The organism is Flavobacterium cupreum, from assembly GCF_003996965.1.
In the GTDB taxonomy this organism is placed as follows: Bacteria; Bacteroidota; Bacteroidia; order Flavobacteriales; family Flavobacteriaceae; genus Flavobacterium; species Flavobacterium cupreum.
In genome coordinates, this window is the sequence record NZ_QWDM01000016.1 from 46,387 (window position 1) to 65,759 (window position 19,373).

Annotated in this window: 17 protein-coding genes; 16 read left to right on the forward strand and 1 reads right to left on the reverse strand. The window is 34.2% G+C overall.

The genetic code is table 11. The features are described from left to right. Positions 1-17 precede the first annotated feature (17 nt). The 13 genes from D0817_RS20250 (at position 18) to D0817_RS20310 (ending at position 9,481) form a co-directional block, all read left to right on the forward strand. Positions 18-704, forward strand: a complete 687-nt coding sequence (locus D0817_RS20250) for a conjugal transfer protein TraI (protein WP_127340179.1) — start codon at positions 18-20, stop codon at positions 702-704. A gap of 13 nt (positions 705-717) precedes the next feature. Next, entirely contained in the window at positions 718-1,347 is a 630-nt protein-coding gene (locus D0817_RS20255; protein ID WP_127340180.1) for a hypothetical protein, read from the forward strand. Beyond that, positions 1,344-1,979, forward strand: coding sequence for a TerB family tellurite resistance protein (locus tag D0817_RS20260; protein ID WP_127340181.1), 636 nt, complete (start codon positions 1,344-1,346; stop codon positions 1,977-1,979). Before D0817_RS20255 ends, D0817_RS20260 begins: the two co-directional genes overlap by 4 nt. Positions 1,980-2,049: 70 nt before the next feature. Then, the gene (traJ, locus tag D0817_RS20265) at positions 2,050-3,189 is read left to right on the forward strand and encodes a conjugative transposon protein TraJ (RefSeq protein WP_238160916.1); all 1,140 of its coding nucleotides are present in this window, start codon (positions 2,050-2,052) and stop codon (positions 3,187-3,189) included. A 29-nt stretch (positions 3,190-3,218) separates the two neighbouring features. Beyond that, positions 3,219-3,827: a conjugative transposon protein TraK gene (gene traK, locus D0817_RS20270; RefSeq protein WP_238160917.1), complete on the forward strand. Its 609-nt coding sequence runs from the start codon at positions 3,219-3,221 to the stop codon at positions 3,825-3,827. Between the two features lie 13 nt (positions 3,828-3,840). After that, positions 3,841-4,323 (forward strand): hypothetical protein, encoded by a 483-nt coding sequence (locus D0817_RS20275; RefSeq protein ID WP_127340184.1) that lies wholly within the window; start codon positions 3,841-3,843, stop codon positions 4,321-4,323. A 4-nt stretch (positions 4,324-4,327) separates the two neighbouring features. Then, positions 4,328-5,605 (forward strand): conjugative transposon protein TraM, encoded by a 1,278-nt coding sequence (gene traM, locus D0817_RS20280; protein WP_127340185.1) that lies wholly within the window; start codon positions 4,328-4,330, stop codon positions 5,603-5,605. Between the two features lie 19 nt (positions 5,606-5,624). Further along, complete coding sequence (traN, locus tag D0817_RS20285; protein ID WP_127340186.1) at positions 5,625-6,470, forward strand: conjugative transposon protein TraN; 846 nt, start codon at positions 5,625-5,627, stop codon at positions 6,468-6,470. A gap of 28 nt (positions 6,471-6,498) precedes the next feature. After that, a complete protein-coding gene (locus D0817_RS20290) occupies positions 6,499-7,302 on the forward strand; it encodes a hypothetical protein (protein ID WP_127340187.1) in 804 nt (267 codons plus the stop codon). A 15-nt stretch (positions 7,303-7,317) separates the two neighbouring features. Next, positions 7,318-8,373, forward strand: a complete 1,056-nt coding sequence (locus D0817_RS20295; protein WP_127340188.1) for a hypothetical protein — start codon at positions 7,318-7,320, stop codon at positions 8,371-8,373. Between the two features lie 14 nt (positions 8,374-8,387). Next, positions 8,388-8,672, forward strand: coding sequence for a hypothetical protein (locus tag D0817_RS20300; protein ID WP_127340189.1), 285 nt, complete (start codon positions 8,388-8,390; stop codon positions 8,670-8,672). 42 nt (positions 8,673-8,714) lie between these two features. Beyond that, a complete protein-coding gene (locus D0817_RS20305) occupies positions 8,715-9,149 on the forward strand; it encodes a hypothetical protein (protein ID WP_127340190.1) in 435 nt (144 codons plus the stop codon). A 41-nt stretch (positions 9,150-9,190) separates the two neighbouring features. Continuing rightward, positions 9,191-9,481 (forward strand): helix-turn-helix domain-containing protein, encoded by a 291-nt coding sequence (locus tag D0817_RS20310; RefSeq protein WP_127340191.1) that lies wholly within the window; start codon positions 9,191-9,193, stop codon positions 9,479-9,481. Positions 9,482-9,721: 240 nt separating this feature from the next. Here D0817_RS20310 and D0817_RS20315 read toward each other — a convergent pair whose 3' ends face one another. Further along, positions 9,722-10,807, reverse strand: coding sequence for a putative endonuclease domain-containing protein (locus D0817_RS20315; protein ID WP_127340192.1), 1,086 nt, complete (start codon positions 10,805-10,807; stop codon positions 9,722-9,724). Positions 10,808-11,013: 206 nt separating this feature from the next. On the opposite strand from D0817_RS20315, the gene D0817_RS20320 reads away from it, so the two are divergent. From D0817_RS20320 to D0817_RS20330, 3 genes are all read left to right on the forward strand, one after another. Then, a complete protein-coding gene (locus tag D0817_RS20320; RefSeq protein ID WP_127340255.1) occupies positions 11,014-12,057 on the forward strand; it encodes a ComEC/Rec2 family competence protein in 1,044 nt (347 codons plus the stop codon). After that, positions 12,054-17,183 (forward strand): ATP-binding protein, encoded by a 5,130-nt coding sequence (locus D0817_RS20325; protein ID WP_127340193.1) that lies wholly within the window; start codon positions 12,054-12,056, stop codon positions 17,181-17,183. Before D0817_RS20320 ends, D0817_RS20325 begins: the two co-directional genes overlap by 4 nt. 79 nt (positions 17,184-17,262) lie before the next feature. Continuing rightward, positions 17,263-19,314: a DUF4365 domain-containing protein gene (locus D0817_RS20330; protein WP_127340194.1), complete on the forward strand. Its 2,052-nt coding sequence runs from the start codon at positions 17,263-17,265 to the stop codon at positions 19,312-19,314. Positions 19,315-19,373: the final 59 nt, after the last annotated feature.

Below are 19,373 nucleotides of genomic sequence, written 5' to 3' on the forward strand. Positions count from 1 at the left end.
ACTAAACTACACTACTTATGAAAACAAAGAAGAAAATCATGATTTGCCTGTTGTGCTTTTTACTGATCAGCACTCCGGCAAGACCGGCAACGGTTGCAGCAATACCAATTTTAGAAATTGTAAAAGCGGTTGCTAAAAAGGTAATTAAGGCTATTGACCTTTGGATTCAAAAACTGCAGAACAAAACGATCTGGCTGCAGAATGCGCAGAAAAAGATAGAAAATATACTCTCCAAACTAAAATTGGATGAGATTTCCGATTGGACCCAGAAACAAAAAGAGCTCTATAGGAATTATTACGAGGAACTGGCAAAAGTCAAATCTATCATTACCTATTACCAGCGTATCAAAGATATCAGTGAAAAGCAGGTTCGTTTGGTAGATGAATACGAAAGAGCATGGAACCTGTTTCAAAAAGATGCTCATTTTAATTCCAGCGAACTCGATTATATGCAAAGTGTGTATTCCGGAATATTAAATGAAAGCCTGAAAAATATCGATCAGATTTTCTTGGTTTTGGATTCTTTCACCACACAGATGAGTGATGCCAAAAGACTGGAGATCATAAACAGTGCTGCAGATCAGATTGATGCCAATTATGATGACCTGACGCTATTCAATAGGCAGAACATACTACTGAGTCTTCAAAGAGCGAAAACAGAGCATGATGTCAAATCCGTTAAACAATTTTACGGAATTCCGTAATAAATCAAAAAACATGAAAAAAATATTTTTACTAGTGCTTTTTACTACACTGATTACAGGAAATCTTCAGGCACAGGCAAAACAGCAAAGGTTGCTTTTACAACAAATAGCAGCCCTGCAAGTCTATATCGGATATGCTCAAAAAGGCTATTCCGCCGTCAAAAAGGGGCTGAATACCATAGGCGAATTTAAACGTGGAGAATTTAATCTTCATACTGATTATCTGAATTCTCTAAAGGCAGTCAACCCCAAAATAAAAAAGTATGCCAGGGTAACAGAAATTATTGGGCTCCAGATCAAAATAATGAAAAGCTACAAAAGCTTATATCAGCAAATCCAGCAGGATGATTTGTTTCATGGAGATGAAGTCGATTATATCAAAAGGGTTTTTGAAAGGTTAATCAAAAATTGTGATACCAATCTGGATGAACTTCTAACAATCGTTACGGACGGAAAGTTAGAAATGAAAGATGATGAACGAATGAAACGCATTGATATGATTTACCAGAATATGCTGGATAACTACGCTTTTTCTGAGAGCTTCAGTAATGAAACTAAAATCCTGGCTGTATCAAAAGCAACCGAATTGAAAGAAGCAAAAAACAGCCGTGTCGTAAACGGCATTAATACTGATTTGCCATGAAAAAATTACTGATTATAGGAATTGTGTTTACCGGATTGCTATTTCCATCTCAGATAACCGCTCAAAAACAGGAAATCCAGCAATTGATTTTGAACATAGAGAAATTGGCCCAGTTCAAACAGATTTTAAAGGATATGAAAAAGGGCTATGAAATACTCAGTGGGGGTTATAATACGGTAAAAGATTTGTCTGAAGGAAATTTCAGCCTTCATGAAACATTTCTTGATGCGCTGATGCAGGTTAGCCCCACAGTTAAGAATTACAGTCGTATTGGTGACATTGTGAATTATCAGGTGATGCTGGTAAAAGAATATAAGTCAGCCTTTGGTCGATTTCGGGACAGTAAAAATTTCAATGCTGAAGAAATTGCTTATCTCGAAAGGGTATATGATAATCTTTTTAAACAAAGCCTTAGGAATCTTGATGAGCTGACCTCGGTTATTACCGCTAATAAAATGCGGATGTCGGATGATGAACGACTGGCTTCCATTGACAAAATATATGCAGATATGCAGGATAAGCTTTTGTTCCTGAGAAACTTCAACAATAATACGGCTGTCCTGGCACTGCAGCGTGCAAAAGAGCGTAATGATGTAACGGCCATGCGCAGTATTTACAAGTTTAACAATTAAAATATCCAATGCTATGATAAAGATAAATAAGCAGATATTACTTGTTATTATGGTGATTTTATTACCCTTTATGAGTCGCGCGCAAACAATGGCAGACGACATGAACAGCCTGCATAGTGTATTGGAACAATTGTATGATGAGATGATGCCTTTGTGCAGTAACCTGATCGGGGTTGGTCAGGGCCTTGCTGGTTTTGGAGCTATCTGGTATATCGCTTCAAGAGTTTGGAAGCATATAGCCAGCGCAGAACCTATAGATTTTTACCCGCTGTTTCGTCCTTTTGTCATAGGGTTTTGCATTATGATTTTTCCGTCTGTTTTAGACATGATTAATGGTATTATGAAACCTACTGTTACAGCAACTGCTTCAATGGTGGAAGGATCAAATAAAGCGATTGAAAGATTGCTCAAAGAAAAAGAAGAAGCGCTCAAGGAAACGGATCCCTGGAAAATGTATGTGGGTTCGGACGGAAGTGGCGACCGGGACAAGTGGTATAAATACACTCATGATGATGCTGATCCACAGGGAGAAGGTGCATTGGCGAGTATTGGAAATGACATCAAGTTTGCCATGAGTAAAGCTTCTTATAATTTTCGCAATTCAGTAAAAGAGTGGTTGAGCGAGGTACTGCGGGTTTTATTTGAAGCGGCCGGGCTCTGCATTGATACGCTTAGAACTTTTCAATTAGTAGTGCTTTCTATTTTAGGGCCGCTCGTTTTTGGTATATCGGTCTTCGATGGTTTCCAGCATACGCTGACCGTCTGGCTGGCACGCTACATTAATATCTATCTATGGCTTCCTGTTGCCAATATATTTGGCAGTATCATCGGAAAGATTCAGGAGAATATGCTGAAAATCGACATCGCGCAAGCGGGAGAATATGGAGATACTTTTTTTAGCAGGACTGATGCTGCTTATCTGGTGTTTATGATTATTGGGATTGTGGGGTATTTTACTGTCCCTTCTGTGGCTAATTACATTGTTCATGCCGGCGGCGGCGGCGCGCTCGGACAAAAAGTGACCAGTATTTTCAGTAACTCGACAACTTCAGTGGTGAGTGCAACTTCCCAAGGAGCCGGTATGGCAGCAGATGCAATGGGAAATGCCGCCGGACGACTGTATCAAAGTATGTCTGATTCCGGCACTACTAATCCTTACTTCAAGGACAAGGACAGTTACATGGCCGATAAATTAAAAGGCAAATCTTAACCCTAAATGGAAAATTTATGTTTAGCAAAATGAAAAATATTGACACTGCCTTTCGGCATGTTCGGGGCTTTAGCATACTGGTTATTTCAGGCTGCATTCTAATCAGCTGCTTTTCGCTTTATAAAAGTTTCACTCTGGTCTCCCAAATGCAGAACAAGGTTTATATACTGGCCAATGGAAAAGCACTTGAAGCCTATGCTTCAGATCGAAAAGATAATATTCCCGTAGAAGCACGGGATCATGTAAAGACATTTCACCAATTCTTCTTTACCCTTGATCCGGATGACAAAGTCATTAAAAGTAATGTTACCAAGGCACTTTATCTGGCTGATGACAGTGCCAAACGGATTTACGATGATTTAAAAGAAAACGGCTATTACTCCGGTATCATATCGGGGAATGTCAGCCAAACGATAAAGATTGACAGTATCACAATTGACATCAATAGTTATCCGTATGGATTCCGGTGTTATGCTGCTCAAAATATTATACGTACTACCAGCATTGCACATCGCAGCCTGATAACGGAAGGTAATCTCCGCAATGTATCGCGAAGCGATAACAACCCGCATGGGTTTCTAATCGAGAGGTGGAATACCATTGAGAATAGGGATTTAGGTACCGAAAATCGAAAATAATAAACTATTGATTATGAAATTCACGCTAAAAAGACATAGCAAAAGGAAAGAGACTAAAAATAGTCTATGGCAAAAATTTGAGCAGGCTAATGTCCAATTGCAATATAAGTGTGCCAATTGGCTGAAGAGCAAAACGGCCCATTTTTCCCGACTCAATTGGATTGTGGTTCTATTCACTTTTATAGTGTTTACAGGAGGCTGCAGTATTTATCTGATTGTGAAGAGTTTTTCAGGTAATACAACTAAAAATATAACAGTAACCCCGATTACCAAACCAACCAATCTGGTACCCACAAAAGAAAAGCCTCTTGAGCTCAATACAATTATTAGCGAAACTGAATTTGAAAAAATCACAAGTTTTCGTAGCTATATGGATAGTCTGGGGCGTAGTCCGACAGGGAAAAAAACGCATGACAGTATTGTGCTAAACCGTCCGGAGCTTCTGGACAGTCTAACAATGCTGGAAAATTATTATTACTCACATCTTAAAAATTAATATCATGGAACAAAAAACAAAATCACTAAAAGTACTAAAGCAGCGTAAAATGCTCTTGGTAGTACCACTGTTGGTCCTGCCATTTATAACTGCTATATTTTGGGCATTGGGCGGTGGAAAAATGGAAGCGGCTAATTCAGCAACACCACAGCAAAAAGGGTTTAATGTAAAACTGCCCAATGCGAACCTTAAAGAAGGACTTCTTTTGGATAAGATGAATTACTACGACCTGGCGGCGCTTGATTCTGCAAAGCTTGATGAGCTTATAAAGAAAGATCCTAACTATTTGGGTCAATCATTTCAGATTGATTCAACTGAGGACAGTACTGCTGTTACTCTTAGAAAAGGACGAACTGGTTTAAATACGTCAGTGCACCGTGATCCGAATGAAGAAAAAGTGCATCAGAAATTGGAAGCATTGCAAAAAGCAATCAATACACCTGTATCAGTTCAGGAACAAAACAATGATTATGTCAGATATACAAAATCAAATGAAACCTCAAAACATTCCAATGATGTGGACAGGCTGGAACAAATGATGCAGTCGATGAATGATGGGCAGGAAAGCCAGGATCCGGAACTGCAACAGCTCGGTGGAATGCTGGAGAGTATTTTGGATATCCAACATCCCGACAGGGTACAGGAAAAATTAAGAAAAGCTTCCGAGGCTCAGCGTGGGCAGGTATTTACCATTTCCACCAGAGTGGAAGAAAGTCCTGTTTCTTCTTTACAAAACAACCTGGTCCATACTAATGGATACGCACAAAACGGATTTTATTCTTTGGATGAAACTGCGCTTATCGATCCAGCACAAAATGCTGTTGAAGCATTGATCCACGAAACACAAACAATTGTAAATGGAGCCACAGTTAAGTTCCGACTCATGAATGACATTTTTATAAATGGCATTAAAATCCCAAAAGACAATTTCCTGTTTGGAACAGCTTCCCTAAAAGGAGAAAGGCTGACCATCAATATAAATAGTATTAGATACAACAACTCCTTATTTCCAGTGGATTTATCTGTTTATGACATGGATGGGCTTATTGGGATTTACATTCCGGGAGCCATTAATCGTGATGTCGCGAAAGCCTCCGCTGATCGTTCCATGCAGACTTTGGGAGTTCCATCACTGGACGATTCCTGGGCAGCTCAGGCAGCAGGGGCCGGAATTGAAGCAGCTAAAAGCCTGTTAAGTAAAAAAGTAAAGTTAGTTAAAGTAGTAGTAAAAGCAGGATATAAGGTACTGCTTCGGGATGAGAAACAAAAGGAGTCTAATTAAAAACTAAATAATCACAGATATGAAAAATTTTAAGCTATTGACGATCGGGTATTTATTATTAATGACCATCAGTGCATTTGCGCAGCAAACAAGTAAAAACCGTTTATCCAAAATAGAATCGGACTCTCTAATGATAGCCTATTCAAAAACGACCAATATTGTATTTCCTTTTGCGATCAAAAGCGTCGATAAAGGAAGTCCTGATATTTTGGTTCAAAAAGCAAAAGGCCTTGAAAATATCCTTCAGGTCAAGGCTGCCCAAAAAGGATTTTTTCAGACCAATCTTACGGTAGTCACTGCTGATGGTAAACTCTATTCTTTTGTACTAAACTATGATGAAGAGTCTCCGCAATTGAATCTCACCCTGAATAAAACAAAGCTGGATGGGCAGGAAATTTATTTCTCAGATGAAATTGAAAATGACCAATATATTCAGGAATATTCCAAATTGGCTTTTTATAACAAGAAAAAAGTGCGAGGTGAAAAAGAAAGCTTTTACGATATTGATTTTAGTCTAAATGGAATATTTATTCGTGATGAGGTAATGTACTACAGAATAAAGGTAACCAACAATTCCAAAATCAATTATGATATCGATCAGCTTCGTTTTTTTATCAGAGATACTAAAAAAGTAAAAAGAACGGCTTCTCAGGAAATTGAAATTATCCCAATCTATATCTTGAATAACGTTGTTAAAATTGAAGGCGAAGCAGAAAATACCTTTGTTTTTGCACTTCCAAAATTTACAATTCCGGAAAAAAAATACCTGGCAATACAGCTCATGGAGAAAAATGGCGGCAGGCATGTTGAACTGAATGTGAAGAACAAAAAACTGGTAAAGGTCACTGTACTGCCTAAACTATAAATTATTTAATCATTTAAAAAATAGAGTCATGAACGAGAAAAATTTTGAATACTTACGCGACCAGGTAAAGTACACTGGTTTTGGAGATGCATTAGAGACCGAATTAAAAGAAAAAATGCAGAAAGAGGAATCCAATTTCACTTTGAACTATACAGCTAAATACGGTACTGATACCGCCAATGCGACATTGAACTTTAAAAAATCAGATCAGAGTGATATGTATTTTTTTAATTCTTATAAAGTGGAATTGCAGAAAGAAAATTCTAAAGAAGCTTTGGAGCAAACCTTTTACATCAATAAAGGCAGTAACATCACGATGAAAGAAGCCTATAACCTTATGGAAGGAAGATCTATTAATAAAGATCTTATCAATAAAGAAGGAGAGCAATACAATTCTTGGATTCAGATGGATTTTAAACAAACTGATACTAATGGAAACTTTAAACTAAATCAATACCATCAAAATTATGGTTATGATTTAGAGGCAGCACTCTCCAAGCATCCGATTAAGGAATTGGAAACGCCCAAGTATAAAGAGGACTTGATGAATTCTATAAAAAAAGGAAATCTGCAATCTGCAACTTTCTTAATAGATGGAAAGGAAATCAAACAACATATTGATGCCAGTCCACAATTCAAGACTATTAATATTTATGATGGAAATATGCAGCGTATAGATAACCGTCATTCAAAGCAGGAACAGCAGTCTGAAGGAGAACAAACTTCGGAGAAACAAGGCAGCAAAAAACAAAATCAGACTACTGATGAAGATGCTCCTGAAGTTCCGAAGAAAGCTAAGAAAAAAACGATAAATCATTCCGCATCTATGTAGTAAAAAAATTGAATTATGAATGAACAACTTCCCGTTAACAGAGTAGAGATGGAATTAGACCAGTGGCGCTCCAGGGAAGAGCGTTTTAGTAAACTGTTTAATTTCAGTCTTACCAATAATAGGTCACTGATTAAAGAAAAGCTGCATCATTACGAGCGTATTGGAACAAAGTACAAAGGCACTAAAAATATTGAGGAACGTTTTGCTTTGCAGATGCTCAAGCAGGAAAAGAGCAAGATACTAAAACAGCTTTACCCTAATATATTAGTACGACTTGTTCGTAAACTTCTCGTTGCGCCACTCATAGACCAAATTGCAGTACGCAAGTATGCAAAAGAGGAAGAAATAAACAACCAATCGCTGCACGAACAGGTGCAGCGTATTGGTTTTAGAGATTTGTCAAATCAAATTGATCAGCAAATCAAACAGGGTCATGAGCAGTTTACTATTCCGGTTGCTTATTATGTCAACGAAAAAGAACGACTGAATCATGAGTTATCTTTTATTAAAAATCAGAGCGGGCAGTATCAATTTGAAGGTTATAAAGCTAGTTTGTCTAATGAGTTAAAACTTGAAGAAAACAGAAGTCAGTACTTCAAATTACAGGAAGGGAATTCTGTTGACACAACACAGGCTTACAATTTGTTGGCAGGAAGAGCGGTTCAAAAGGAAAAAACTTGGATTCAATTGGATCTTAGCGACAAGGACGCAAGTGGCAATCACCGTATCAAGGAATTTCATTCCGGGTATGGTTATGATCTTGAAAAAGCCTTACAGCAGCTTCCTTTAAAGGGATTATCAAATAAAACTGAAGCGGATAAATTAAAGGATGCATTAAAACAAGGGAATAGGCAACCTGTAATCTTAATTAGAAACGGAAATGAACATCGGTTTTATATTGAAGCCAACCCTCAGTTTAAATCGGTAAACATTTATGATGAGCACTCAAGAAAAATAACACTCTCGACGGCATTGGGTAATAAAACAATGGAAACTGTAAAACAAATACAAAAAATGAGTGAGAGCCAGCAGGAGAATCATTCCAAAAGAAATGGTATGCGTGTAAGCTAATAAATCGCGAAATAATGAAAATGCTAAAACCTTTATCGGATTTCTTTAATGCAATAGAAAAAGACCAGCGTATCAGTATCACGCATATTGGTATATATGCTGCATTGCTTCAATTTAGAACAGAAAAAGGTTTTGTTAATCCTATTCAGGTATATCGAAATGAAATTATGAAATTAGCCAAGATTACGGGACCTGTAACATATCATAAATGCATGCGTGAACTAAATGAGTATGGTTATATCAGTTATCTGCCAAAACGAAATAGAAACCAACGGAGTACAATTTATTTCAATTCTTAACCGAAATGAGATAGAAGTAAAATTGCAAAAAAAGATTAGAGTATGAAAAAGTTAACTTTTGAAGAACTTCCCGATGCAGTTGAAGAATTGTATGAGAAGATGAAAAAAATAGAAATACTTTTTGAAGATAAGCCTTATTTAAAAAGAAAGAACTCGCCATTGTACCATTTAGATAAAGAAAAATGCAGTACTTATTTGAATAAAAGTGATTTGGCACAATTTTTTTATATGCTTATGGATGAGAAAATTTTCTTTTTTGATGACTACGATCAAAAATGCAATAGAAGTAAAATTCAGCTTTTTGTAGAAGAAAATTTCACTTATAAAGGAGATTCCGGACTTCAAACGGATATAGACACAATTAGTAAACAGTTTTCTGAATCAAAAGGATTTACATATAAGGAAAAGCAGATAAAATTTATAGAAAGTATGATTAACACACTTGAAAAAAGAAAAAACAAACTAATTAGCTGGTAATCTGTATCATTTGAAAATGTGATACTAAAAAATTAACGATTATGTCTAAAGAAGGTAACCTAACAAAAAATTCCTATATAACGGCAATCAAACAATTGCTGGATCCCTTATATGCAAGGCTTGAAAAAATAGACTCTAAAATAAAAGGAAACAATACAAAAGAAAGTCTGAGATATTTTAGAAATGAAGATCTAAAGAAAATATTTGGACTGTCAAATAATACAATCATAAAATACCGCCAGACTGGTATACTCCCTTATACTAAACTAGGTGATATTTACTTATATGAATCTAGCAAAATAGAAAAGATACTGAGAGAAAACGAGCCGTGAGTATTATTGATTTCAAGCACTTTTTAAGGTAGTGTCAATCGTGATATTCTATTTAGTGCATATTTATTTTCAGACTCTCTTTTTTCTTGATAAATGGGGAATTCGGAGTTTCTAAAATGTGAATACAAAACAGAAAAAGATAAACAATTAGAAATCATCTATGCTATTTAGAAAGGCATGATTTCATAAATAAAATTCTTGTACTAAACTTTTTATTTTTTTAATTAGGTTTTAAAGTTCTTATAATTCATTTATTTCTAATCCAATTGCTCTTCCTGATGGAAATGAAGAATCGATATATCTTAGATCTAATGGCATATAACTATTAAGACTTTTTCTCATTAGCATTATCTCACTGCAGTTCCATTTTGGCATTAGACCTGGATATGCAGGATCATCGGCTATCAGTAAAATATTATTGATATTATTGTCTAAAATGTAATCATCAATTTCAAAGCAGATTATTTTTTCAGTTCTTACGTAGTAAACATTTATGATATAATCACCAAAATAGATTAAGTCGGAATCAAAAGTGAAGTTATACATTGAATGATAGGTGGAAATATAAACTCTAAATTCTAAATATTTTTTACCTGTGAGGGAATTTAAAACGTTAAAGTGAGAATTATATCTTAGTAGTTCTTTTAGTAAAAGAGAAACTTTTGCCTTGTCTAAAAATTTCTTTTCCGGCCAGATTTCACTATATAAAGTATGTGCTTCAATAATCTGAGAATTTAGAAAAATGCCATCAGCAATGATTGAAACCTGAGGTTTCTGCAGATCAATTTTTTGAAGAAATTTTAGATAGAAATCTCTAGAAGAAGTCTCAGCCATCTTCTCTGCGTCGGTTTTTGTCCAGGCAGAAATATCTGGAATGCTTTTAAAATCCTCTAATCCTTCAGTCCAAATACTTTCTCCTGTTACGAACCGTAAAAACTCCGAAATCATTTTACAGCACAAATCAGGATATCTGCAAATCTGTTCTTCAGCAAATCTTATTATGTGCCAACCTTTTGATAAAAAGAATTTATTTCTCTTATCATCGTCAAAGTGAATCGGCTTTTTGCTTCCCATTGCATATGGTTCATCAATTTCTATATCAATACACAAGTTATATTTTTGATAATATAAAATAAAATCAGGTTGGTATGGATATTTCCAACCATTATCTATAACTTTTTTTGTTTTAATATGTCCTTTGAAATATTTGCTTAATTTATAGTCAAAGTAACTTTCACTCAATCCTGATTTATAATTTTCAAAATCAATTAAGTCTTCATTATTTAACTGGTTTTTTGGGTAATATATTTTTGGATATTGTTCCATGAAATTATGTATTATGGTTAATAATTTTGCAGGGATTAATTCGATAATATTATTTGTTAATCAATATTAGATTAAACCGCTACTAATGTTATAGGGTCGATATTGTTTAAGTAAATATAATATTTAGTTTGCAAACTGAATAAGTTGCGTATGCAGTAAATAATTGTAATTTTATAAGGAATCCTACAAAACTTTCATAAATTTTGATGAACATAGATTTTCTAGATGCAGGTTGTGCAGATGCAATACATATTAATTTTATCGGTAATGATTATAAAACACACAATATTCTAATTGACGGAGGCAGCGAAAAGGGAGATTTATACCAACGCGGCTTAAGGAAAAGAATAGATGAAATAATCAACATTAAAAAGGAGATAATAGACCTTTGGATAATTACCCATATCGATGACGATCATATAGGCGGTATTCTCCGCCTTTTAAAAGATGCTGAATTACTAGAGGCAACTGATTTATCGCAAACAACGTTCTGGTTCAATTATTCCAATTGGGATTATGACAGCGGTATGCGTACAAATAATCTAAAAAACGTCCAGCAGGGCATCACACTGAGAAATTATCTTATTGAAAACTCCACTGTAAGAGAAAATGTCACAAACGATGACATTATTGATTTATGGGGAGCAAAAGCTACAATTTTGTCACCCGACAAAAAAAAATATAATGCAATTTTGAAAGTATGGAAAAATGAAGAAATTAAAATAAGAGATTCAGAAATATCATCTTTGAAAATCAATAGAAGAAACGACTACAATATAAAAATTGAGGATTTCGATGCTAACAAAGAAGTTAAAGATACTTCTGTAGAAAATGGATCAAGTATCAGCTTTATATTGCAGTTTAAAGGTGAATCTATATTGTTCTCCGCTGACAGCCATTCAGATATTCTTGCCTCCTCCATTAGTAAAGTATCTAAAGGAAAGAAGCTAAGCGTCAAATATATGCAGATTCCACATCATGGGAGCAGATATAATATCAGTAATACTTTGCTGGAAATGATAGATTGTAATGATTATATCATTTCGGCAGATGGATTCAACCGGTCAAATTTACCAAATAAGGAATCTTTAGTAAAAGTGCTCCATGCCAACCCGGGCAAAACCATAAACTTTCATATAACCCAGGAAAACGAGCTTACCCGAAATATTTTCAAAGTGGATAAAGATTCACAAATCAATTTAAAGTTCCCTGAAAAAGGACAAAAACACCTTCATTTCACAATAGGATGACAACAGTAAAAGATTTTATAGTACGTATTGAAAATCCTGCAGGATACAGTGGCGGATTCGTTTATTCTCCAGGTCAGGATTCAGAACTGTTATATGTTCTTGCCGCAAGACATTCTCTAGTTAGTGCAGATGAAGTTCCATGGACTTCTCAGGAACTTTCGATCGAATTTCTTATCGAAAATAAATGGTCAAAATATAATTTACAAACCGACGACATTATACTATTTGGGAAAAATAATGAACACGAAGACATCGGGGTTTTAGGGATCAAAAAATCATCACTGCCTGTAATTCTTGATTATAGCATATGTCCATCTCTGTGCATAGTTCCGGAAAAAGATCATCATCTTGAGATAACAGGATATCCTAAAGTAGTTCAAAACGAATTAAAAAGAACGCTTTATCAATTAAAAACACTTAATGATAAGGATTATAACAACCAAATACAGATTGAAGTATCTGATCCGTTAACTGGTGAATATAATGATGAGAATCTTGTTGAAGGCTATTCAGGAAGTCCAATATTTATAAAAGTAAAAAACACTTTGTTCTGCTGCGGATTATTTCTGGGCTATGAAAAAAAAAACAAACGAATTCTAGCAATCAATCTTAATCTGATTAATGAACTTCTCCTTTCCAAATCACTAAAAACACTGTCACTGCTGGAAATAGAAACCGATGAGGCTATTCTTGATGCGATTGAAAAGCTTAATGAGAATTCCATGCGGGTGCTCTCAAGGGTAAGAAGCAGTGTTGGAAATGTTAAGCTTCCGCGCACCAAAATATCAGCAGAAGCAGCGGAAGTCATACAAAATAACAGACTGGCTATTTTTACAGGAAAACCGGGGGCTGGTAAATCTGCTCTGATCAAGAATGTTTTTGAGAATCTGAAGGGTAAATACGAAGTGCTGGCTTTGCAGGGTGAGCAATTAGACAGAGAAAATATTGAGCAGCTATTTTCCGAACCTCCGTTTAGTTTTAAAACCAAATTTGCCGATGTACTTAATTCGCCTACATACGGTAAAAGGAAAATACTTTTAATAGACAGTATAGAGAAAGTGCTGGAAACCAGTAATGCTGATACTATACTGGATTTCTTTGAATTACTATCTATGAGAGATGACATAACTTTAATACTTACCTGTAGGAGCTATGCCGTTGAACAGTTGAAAATACGTTTCTTAAGACACTTTCCTCCCTTTCCCAACTTTGAAGTACCATTACTTGATAAGACTGAGCTTAACACTGTAGCCGATTCCTATCCTGCCTTAGTATCTTTGCTGGAAAATATTTCTCTTTCAAAAGTTCTTCAAATACCGTTCAATCTTGATAAGGCGGTTACATTACCGGAAAAGTCAATAAATATTGATGTTGATTCTGAAGCAAAGTTCAAACAAATTATGTGGGAATATGTCATTGAAGGCCTTGACAAAATAACTGACGCAGATTTGAGAAAATTACGTGGAGACATTTTTATGAAAATTGCTTTGCAAAGAACTGCTGCCATGAGTGCGTATGCTACTGTTGATGATGCTCCACAGAAAATATTATATTCTCTAATTGCCGACAACATCATTGATCCTGAACCTGTTCATAAAAATAGTTTTGCTCCCGCACACGACATTTACGAAGACTGGGCATTAACGCGACATATTGATTCTAATTTCGGAAAACATATAACTGATCAAGGAAATTATAATAATTTTTATAAAGATCTTGGATGTACTCCAGCCATCAGAAGAGCCTTTAGAATTTGGATATCAGAAAAAATACAAACTATTAATGAACAGATCAATCACTTTTTAAAAGCGACACTAAAAGAGCAAAAAATACAAAAATACTGGAAAGATGAAATACTCATTGCAATTATGCAGTCTCCCTACAGCGGGGATTTTTTAAAAGAGAATAAAGACTTTTTATTTTTAAATAATTTTGAGTATTTCAAAAGAATAAACTTTTTAGTGCAGGTTGCATGCCAAAAACCTGATTTTACACTTCTCAGTGATGTAGAGCAGGAAAAAAGAATTGAATTATATCATAATATCAACCTTATTCCGTTTGGAGAAGGCTGGCATAATCTCATTGAATTCATCTTTTTAAATTTGAATGTTCTGCAGACTGAAATGAGATTAATATTACTTACGCTGTTGCAATGGGAAAAGGGTTTTAAAAAAGAACATCCGTTTCCAGCCGAAGCAGTGTATGTGGGGAAAATTTTAGTATGGTACTATAATTTATTTACTTCAACGGTTACACCCGATCTGAAAAGGTCAAAAACCGATGATTTAAATAATGGTATTTTATTGCTCTTCAGTCTTGCTGACGTTGTCAAAGAGGATTTGAAAGCAATCATAGAAAATGCATTTCGAAATAAAAAAAGTGCACCTGATTATGCCATTGGCAATTTATACGATAAAATAATATCTTATGTTCTGGATGGATATGAGAGTAAGGAAATTTGTAAAAATTATCCGGATCTAGTTTTAGAAATTGCAGAAAAAAGATGGTTTTATTATCCTCCAACTCCTGAGGAAATTGCCGAAATGTCAAAAAAGTCACTTTTTGGAGCGCATTTTCGATCAGGGATTCACAGTGAAAATGATTTCGGGATACAGGAAAGCACCTCAAGGGATTATTCACCAGCAAGTCCTTATGAAACACCGCTATTGAATCTTTTATTGGTTTCGCCCTTTAAAACCTTAAATTTTCTAATAAAGTTGTTTAATCATGCTGCAAGCGCCTATGTTAATTCTGATTTTGGAAAAAAAAATCAATTTTTGTTCCCTGCCGATGTACGGTCAGAAATAACCATTATTATGCCTGACGGCATTAAGATTAAGCAACATGCAAGCCCGACATTATGGATGATGTTCAGAGGCACATATGTAAGTGTTCCTGACCTTTTACAAGCTAGTCTAATGGCTCTAGAATGTTATTTGCTTTACATCGGCAAAGATATCAAAGAGAACCCGGAAGGAGAATACGCTAAGTTTTTACAGTTAGTTTGGGATTATAGTTTTGATATTCTAATCAGAGAAAGCAATAATGTTATGGCAGATGCCATACTAATAAGTGTTGCAAATGAACACATGGCACTTGTTGGCAATAAAATTTTTCCTTTATTAAAAATCAAAGAAATATATAAATTGGATTTTAACAGATGCATAAATGAAGCACAAGCTTTTAGTCCAATTAGTTACAAAAAGCACAGCCGACTACGTCATCTGCAGTTACAGAATTTTCAAAACCTGAAGCATAGAAGCAAAAGTATTGAGGATTTAGTAATGAATCTCAGTTTAGGACAGTATGAAGCTGATATCTTTCAGATAATTGATAAGTTTAATTCTGAGAATCCTAGAGATCAAGCGTGGCGTTTTGCGCTTACCAGAATAGATAAAAGAAAGTATAAAATTGTTGGAGAAGTTGAGAATGGCATTTTAATGCAAACAGAATTAGAAGAAGACCTAAAACAAGTTGTTGAGCAGAATAAGGAGACACAGGCAATTTCGCATCCTGTATCGCATGCTGCATTATGGTCCATGAATAAATTAAGGAATGAAACGGTTGAAGATGATAATTACGGGAAGTGGTCTGAATTTTACATGATTTCACAAGCTGCTGAAAATAATGAAAATATTGCGTCCAGATACAAACAACCAGCATTACTTGCTGCAATTGGCATCAGAGATTTTTATTCTTGCATGACAGCTGCAGAAAAAGAATGGTCTACAGCTAAAGTTATTGAACTTTTTAAGTATGAGCTTTTTGAAAATAGACAACAGTTAGATTATCAAGATTCTAAATATACAGTTTTTGAAACAGAAGCAGCTTTTTCAGTTATCCCTCTAATATTGTCTAACGCTGAGAATTCGGAAAAAAAAGAACTGCGACAATATATTGTATTCGCTTTAATAAATCTTACTGATAAATCAGAATACCGTTCACTGATAGAATCAATAAGGCATAATCTTTGGCAATCTGATCCTGACTTCGTTTTACTCTGTATTAGTTCGATTATTGAATATTCAAAAATCTCATTTCTGAAAAGGAATCTTCAATATTTTAGAAGGGATGAAACCTCTTCTAAAAAATCTCTTTTTTTATTTTTAAGAGAAATTTATTACAAAATAAAGCTGATGATTAATTCCAGTTATACAGGACCAGGTCATTACTCCAACGATAAGAATTATGACAAAATACTACTTGAATATAATAGTGCAATTAATAAAATAATGGATAAAGTTGCTGCCGGAGAAGCTCCTTTACAAATCGAATTTCCTGATTACGAAAAAAATGGAAGTGACTGGCTATTTGAAGCTTTAAAACTTGTGCCACCTGACACAAATCTAAAAATCCTGCATGATTATCATAAAGAAGTATTGAATTTCATTTTTGAAAATCTTACAAGAGATTCCGAGTCATTTGATGATCGACTGCATTATTCTTTGCAGCAACTCTTTCATCAAAAATTTGCCCAATTTTTACTTAATCAACCTGAAAATATTGCAATTGAACACTTTAAAATGTTAATTGACTGGGCCTATAGAGAGGGATCAAGACGTACATATGGAAACAAAAAATATGATTTTGTTGAAAAATGTCTGGAAGAACTTATAAATCAACTTACCAACGATGAATCTAAAAGCTATAATTTTTGGATTTTATGGAATTATTTAAGCCATAAAATTTTAACAACTAAGACTTTCATTTTTGATAAAACGTTACTTCTTGATCATCGGATACTTTCGCTATCACAAAAAGAATGGGCGCCTTTAGAGAGCAAAAAAGATTTTTTTGAAACTGTCATTTTAGAAGGCGGTGACCTAAATTCATCTGGCAGATTAATTGCGGGAATTGGCTATAAGGAATTAATGCCTGATGGTATCATCTGGCTAGCGGAGCGAATTAAAAATGAATGGCCGGACAATGAAGATTGGAACTTTTATATTGAAAAAATCGTTATAAAAACGTATTATGACGGTATCAGAAGAAAAGAAGTAACATTATCTGCTACTCTAAGAAATGCTTTTATTTCGCTATTGGATAAATTGATTGATGAGAGTGCTTCTTCAACCGCTTATATAATTCGAGATGATTTCATATCTTCAAAAGGTTTAATAGAATAAATATCAGCAAACTGTTAAATTTAATTGATTGCAGGCTTTGTAGCCATGTATAAAACTTATTTTAAAAAGTAAAACTAATATGGACGATTTTTTTAATGAAATGCAACTTCCTTTCGCTAATTCGAATGAAGAACTAGAGACAATTTCTAATAATGCTTTTAAACCTCTTTTTGATATAAAGAAGTTTGAGATTAGGGCGGAAATTGAGAAAGACAAAGGAATTGATTTTCATATAGAACTAAAGTTACAACGATCTGATGGTAAATCAGTGCATACAAATTTTCGATTTGCAATACAGCTTAAGGCTACCGAGAATATCATAAAAAATACTGACGGCAGTTTTAGTAAACAGATAGAATTATCAAATGTTAATTACCTATTAAATACAGGCATGCCTGCCTACTATGTTTTCTATCACATCCCGTCTAAGACTTTTTATTATGAAAATGTTAATAATTTTTTAGTAGATATTCAAAGTAAAGAGAATCCTTTCAAAACTCAGCAGAGTTATTCTCTTCGTTTTGAAAAGCTGTTGGATCAAGAAGCTATAAACCAGATTTACCAAGAGGTTTACAAAAAAGGGAAATTTCAAAGGCTCATTAATGAAAAAATTACATTGCGCCCAATTTCTGCGTACTCAGAAGATAAAATTTCATTTGATTCGAATTTAAATATTACGGATGACGCCGATATTAGAAATGCTATTGAATTGGTTGGTTTAAATTTAGTAAACAATGCGAAATGGAAGAGTGTTATTGCTTATCATAAAAAAGCATCAGGAAATGTAGCTATAACTTCTCTATACAATCTTGTAATTGGATTAGCTCATTACTATGATGGTAATATGTATGAAGCACTTAAGTTTCTTAGAGATGCTGAAAGACAAAAAAGGGACCTATCATCTGATATGAAAAATCATTTACTGTACTTTTATGCAGCTGTAAGATATTTTTTCGGAATGATTTCAGAAGTAGAGTTCGAGAGAATAATGGTTAAATTGGAATCTGAACAGAACATTGGACTTTATGTTAAACTCGAAAAAGCGAAGAAAGATTATTTAGATAAGACTAGTGATGATGCATTTGTTATTTTTACAAAGGCGATAGATGAAATCATACAAAGTCCTAATGCTGATGAACATATTATAATTAATGCTAAAAGGGAGAAACTGCTGTATGAAGGGGTAAATAACAATATGGAATTTGTTAGGCAGTGCTGTATAGTTTTTGCAATGGAAAATATTTCTTTTGACAAATCAATCAGAAATGAATTCGTAAAAGAAATAATCCAAATTCATATAGATTGGACAGATAAGGTTAGAGAGCTTCATACCGATGCTCTCAATAAAAAAGATTTCTTTTCGTATTATAATTCTATCTTAGTTGAGGTTAAAATTAAATATCAATTTTTGAGCAATTTAAAAATTCTTTTTGACACACAGGAGAAGTCGATTAGTAAAATGACTTCAGAAATGAAAGATCAAATTGAAACTTTACTTGAAAAGATTAATAGAGCTGTGGAATATTTTACAGAAGTTGGTCATGTTGAAAATCAAGCAGTATCACTTTCGCTGCAGTATGAAATTCTTCATTTTATTAATAATTTTAATCAGGCAGAAATTTCATTAAATGAATTAGAACGAATTATTGATATTTACGAAAGTAAAGAACTTAGAACTAAACTGTATCTTCTAAAGAGCAGAGGAACCCAGCATGAAAGTTTTATTGATTTCATGGCGGAGACTTCTGAAAGAGGAAAAAGAAACCATGAGCTTATGAATAAATTTGGTGAAGAAATGAAAAAAATGGACGAAGATGAAAGAATAGAAGCAGATATTGCTCGTAAAGGTTTGCTAAATATTCACTTATTCCCAATAGGTATTTTTAAATTTCCAAAAGCAGAACTTGAAAATGTTTTAGAGGTACTCAATGTCAAAGAAGATGTAAAAGATAAGTTCAGACAATTATTTGGAATGATAATTCCTGTAATAAATATTTTAAATGAGTCAGTTGAATGTGAAGGTTATGCCAATGGTAAGGCAGATGATCAGGGAATTATAAGCTGGCAGAATATTTATAGGATTAGAAAGCATTTTTACGAAAATAAATTTTACAGATCTCATTCATTTTAATAGAGGGAATAAGTTTAATTATTGCCTTGTTTTTTTGATTAATAAAATTCTTTTAAGAA

What these genes read in the sequence shown, in the direction of transcription:
- D0817_RS20250 (WP_127340179.1), top strand. Translation starts at nt 18, where the DNA reads ATGAAAACAAAGAAGAAAATCATGATTTGCCTGTTGTGCTTTTTACTG.
- D0817_RS20255 (WP_127340180.1), top strand. Translation starts at nt 718, where the DNA reads ATGAAAAAAATATTTTTACTAGTGCTTTTTACTACACTGATTACAGGA.
- D0817_RS20260 (WP_127340181.1), top strand. Translation starts at nt 1,344, where the DNA reads ATGAAAAAATTACTGATTATAGGAATTGTGTTTACCGGATTGCTATTT.
- traJ (WP_238160916.1), top strand. Translation starts at nt 2,050, where the DNA reads ATGAGTCGCGCGCAAACAATGGCAGACGACATGAACAGCCTGCATAGT.
- traK (WP_238160917.1), top strand. Translation starts at nt 3,219, where the DNA reads ATGAAAAATATTGACACTGCCTTTCGGCATGTTCGGGGCTTTAGCATA.
- D0817_RS20275 (WP_127340184.1), top strand. Translation starts at nt 3,841, where the DNA reads ATGAAATTCACGCTAAAAAGACATAGCAAAAGGAAAGAGACTAAAAAT.
- traM (WP_127340185.1), top strand. Translation starts at nt 4,328, where the DNA reads ATGGAACAAAAAACAAAATCACTAAAAGTACTAAAGCAGCGTAAAATG.
- traN (WP_127340186.1), top strand. Translation starts at nt 5,625, where the DNA reads ATGAAAAATTTTAAGCTATTGACGATCGGGTATTTATTATTAATGACC.
- D0817_RS20290 (WP_127340187.1), top strand. Translation starts at nt 6,499, where the DNA reads ATGAACGAGAAAAATTTTGAATACTTACGCGACCAGGTAAAGTACACT.
- D0817_RS20295 (WP_127340188.1), top strand. Translation starts at nt 7,318, where the DNA reads ATGAATGAACAACTTCCCGTTAACAGAGTAGAGATGGAATTAGACCAG.
- D0817_RS20300 (WP_127340189.1), top strand. Translation starts at nt 8,388, where the DNA reads ATGAAAATGCTAAAACCTTTATCGGATTTCTTTAATGCAATAGAAAAA.
- D0817_RS20305 (WP_127340190.1), top strand. Translation starts at nt 8,715, where the DNA reads ATGAAAAAGTTAACTTTTGAAGAACTTCCCGATGCAGTTGAAGAATTG.
- D0817_RS20310 (WP_127340191.1), top strand. Translation starts at nt 9,191, where the DNA reads ATGTCTAAAGAAGGTAACCTAACAAAAAATTCCTATATAACGGCAATC.
- D0817_RS20315 (WP_127340192.1), bottom strand. Translation starts at nt 10,807, where the DNA reads ATGGAACAATATCCAAAAATATATTACCCAAAAAACCAGTTAAATAAT.
- D0817_RS20320 (WP_127340255.1), top strand. Translation starts at nt 11,014, where the DNA reads ATGAACATAGATTTTCTAGATGCAGGTTGTGCAGATGCAATACATATT.
- D0817_RS20325 (WP_127340193.1), top strand. Translation starts at nt 12,054, where the DNA reads ATGACAACAGTAAAAGATTTTATAGTACGTATTGAAAATCCTGCAGGA.
- D0817_RS20330 (WP_127340194.1), top strand. Translation starts at nt 17,263, where the DNA reads ATGGACGATTTTTTTAATGAAATGCAACTTCCTTTCGCTAATTCGAAT.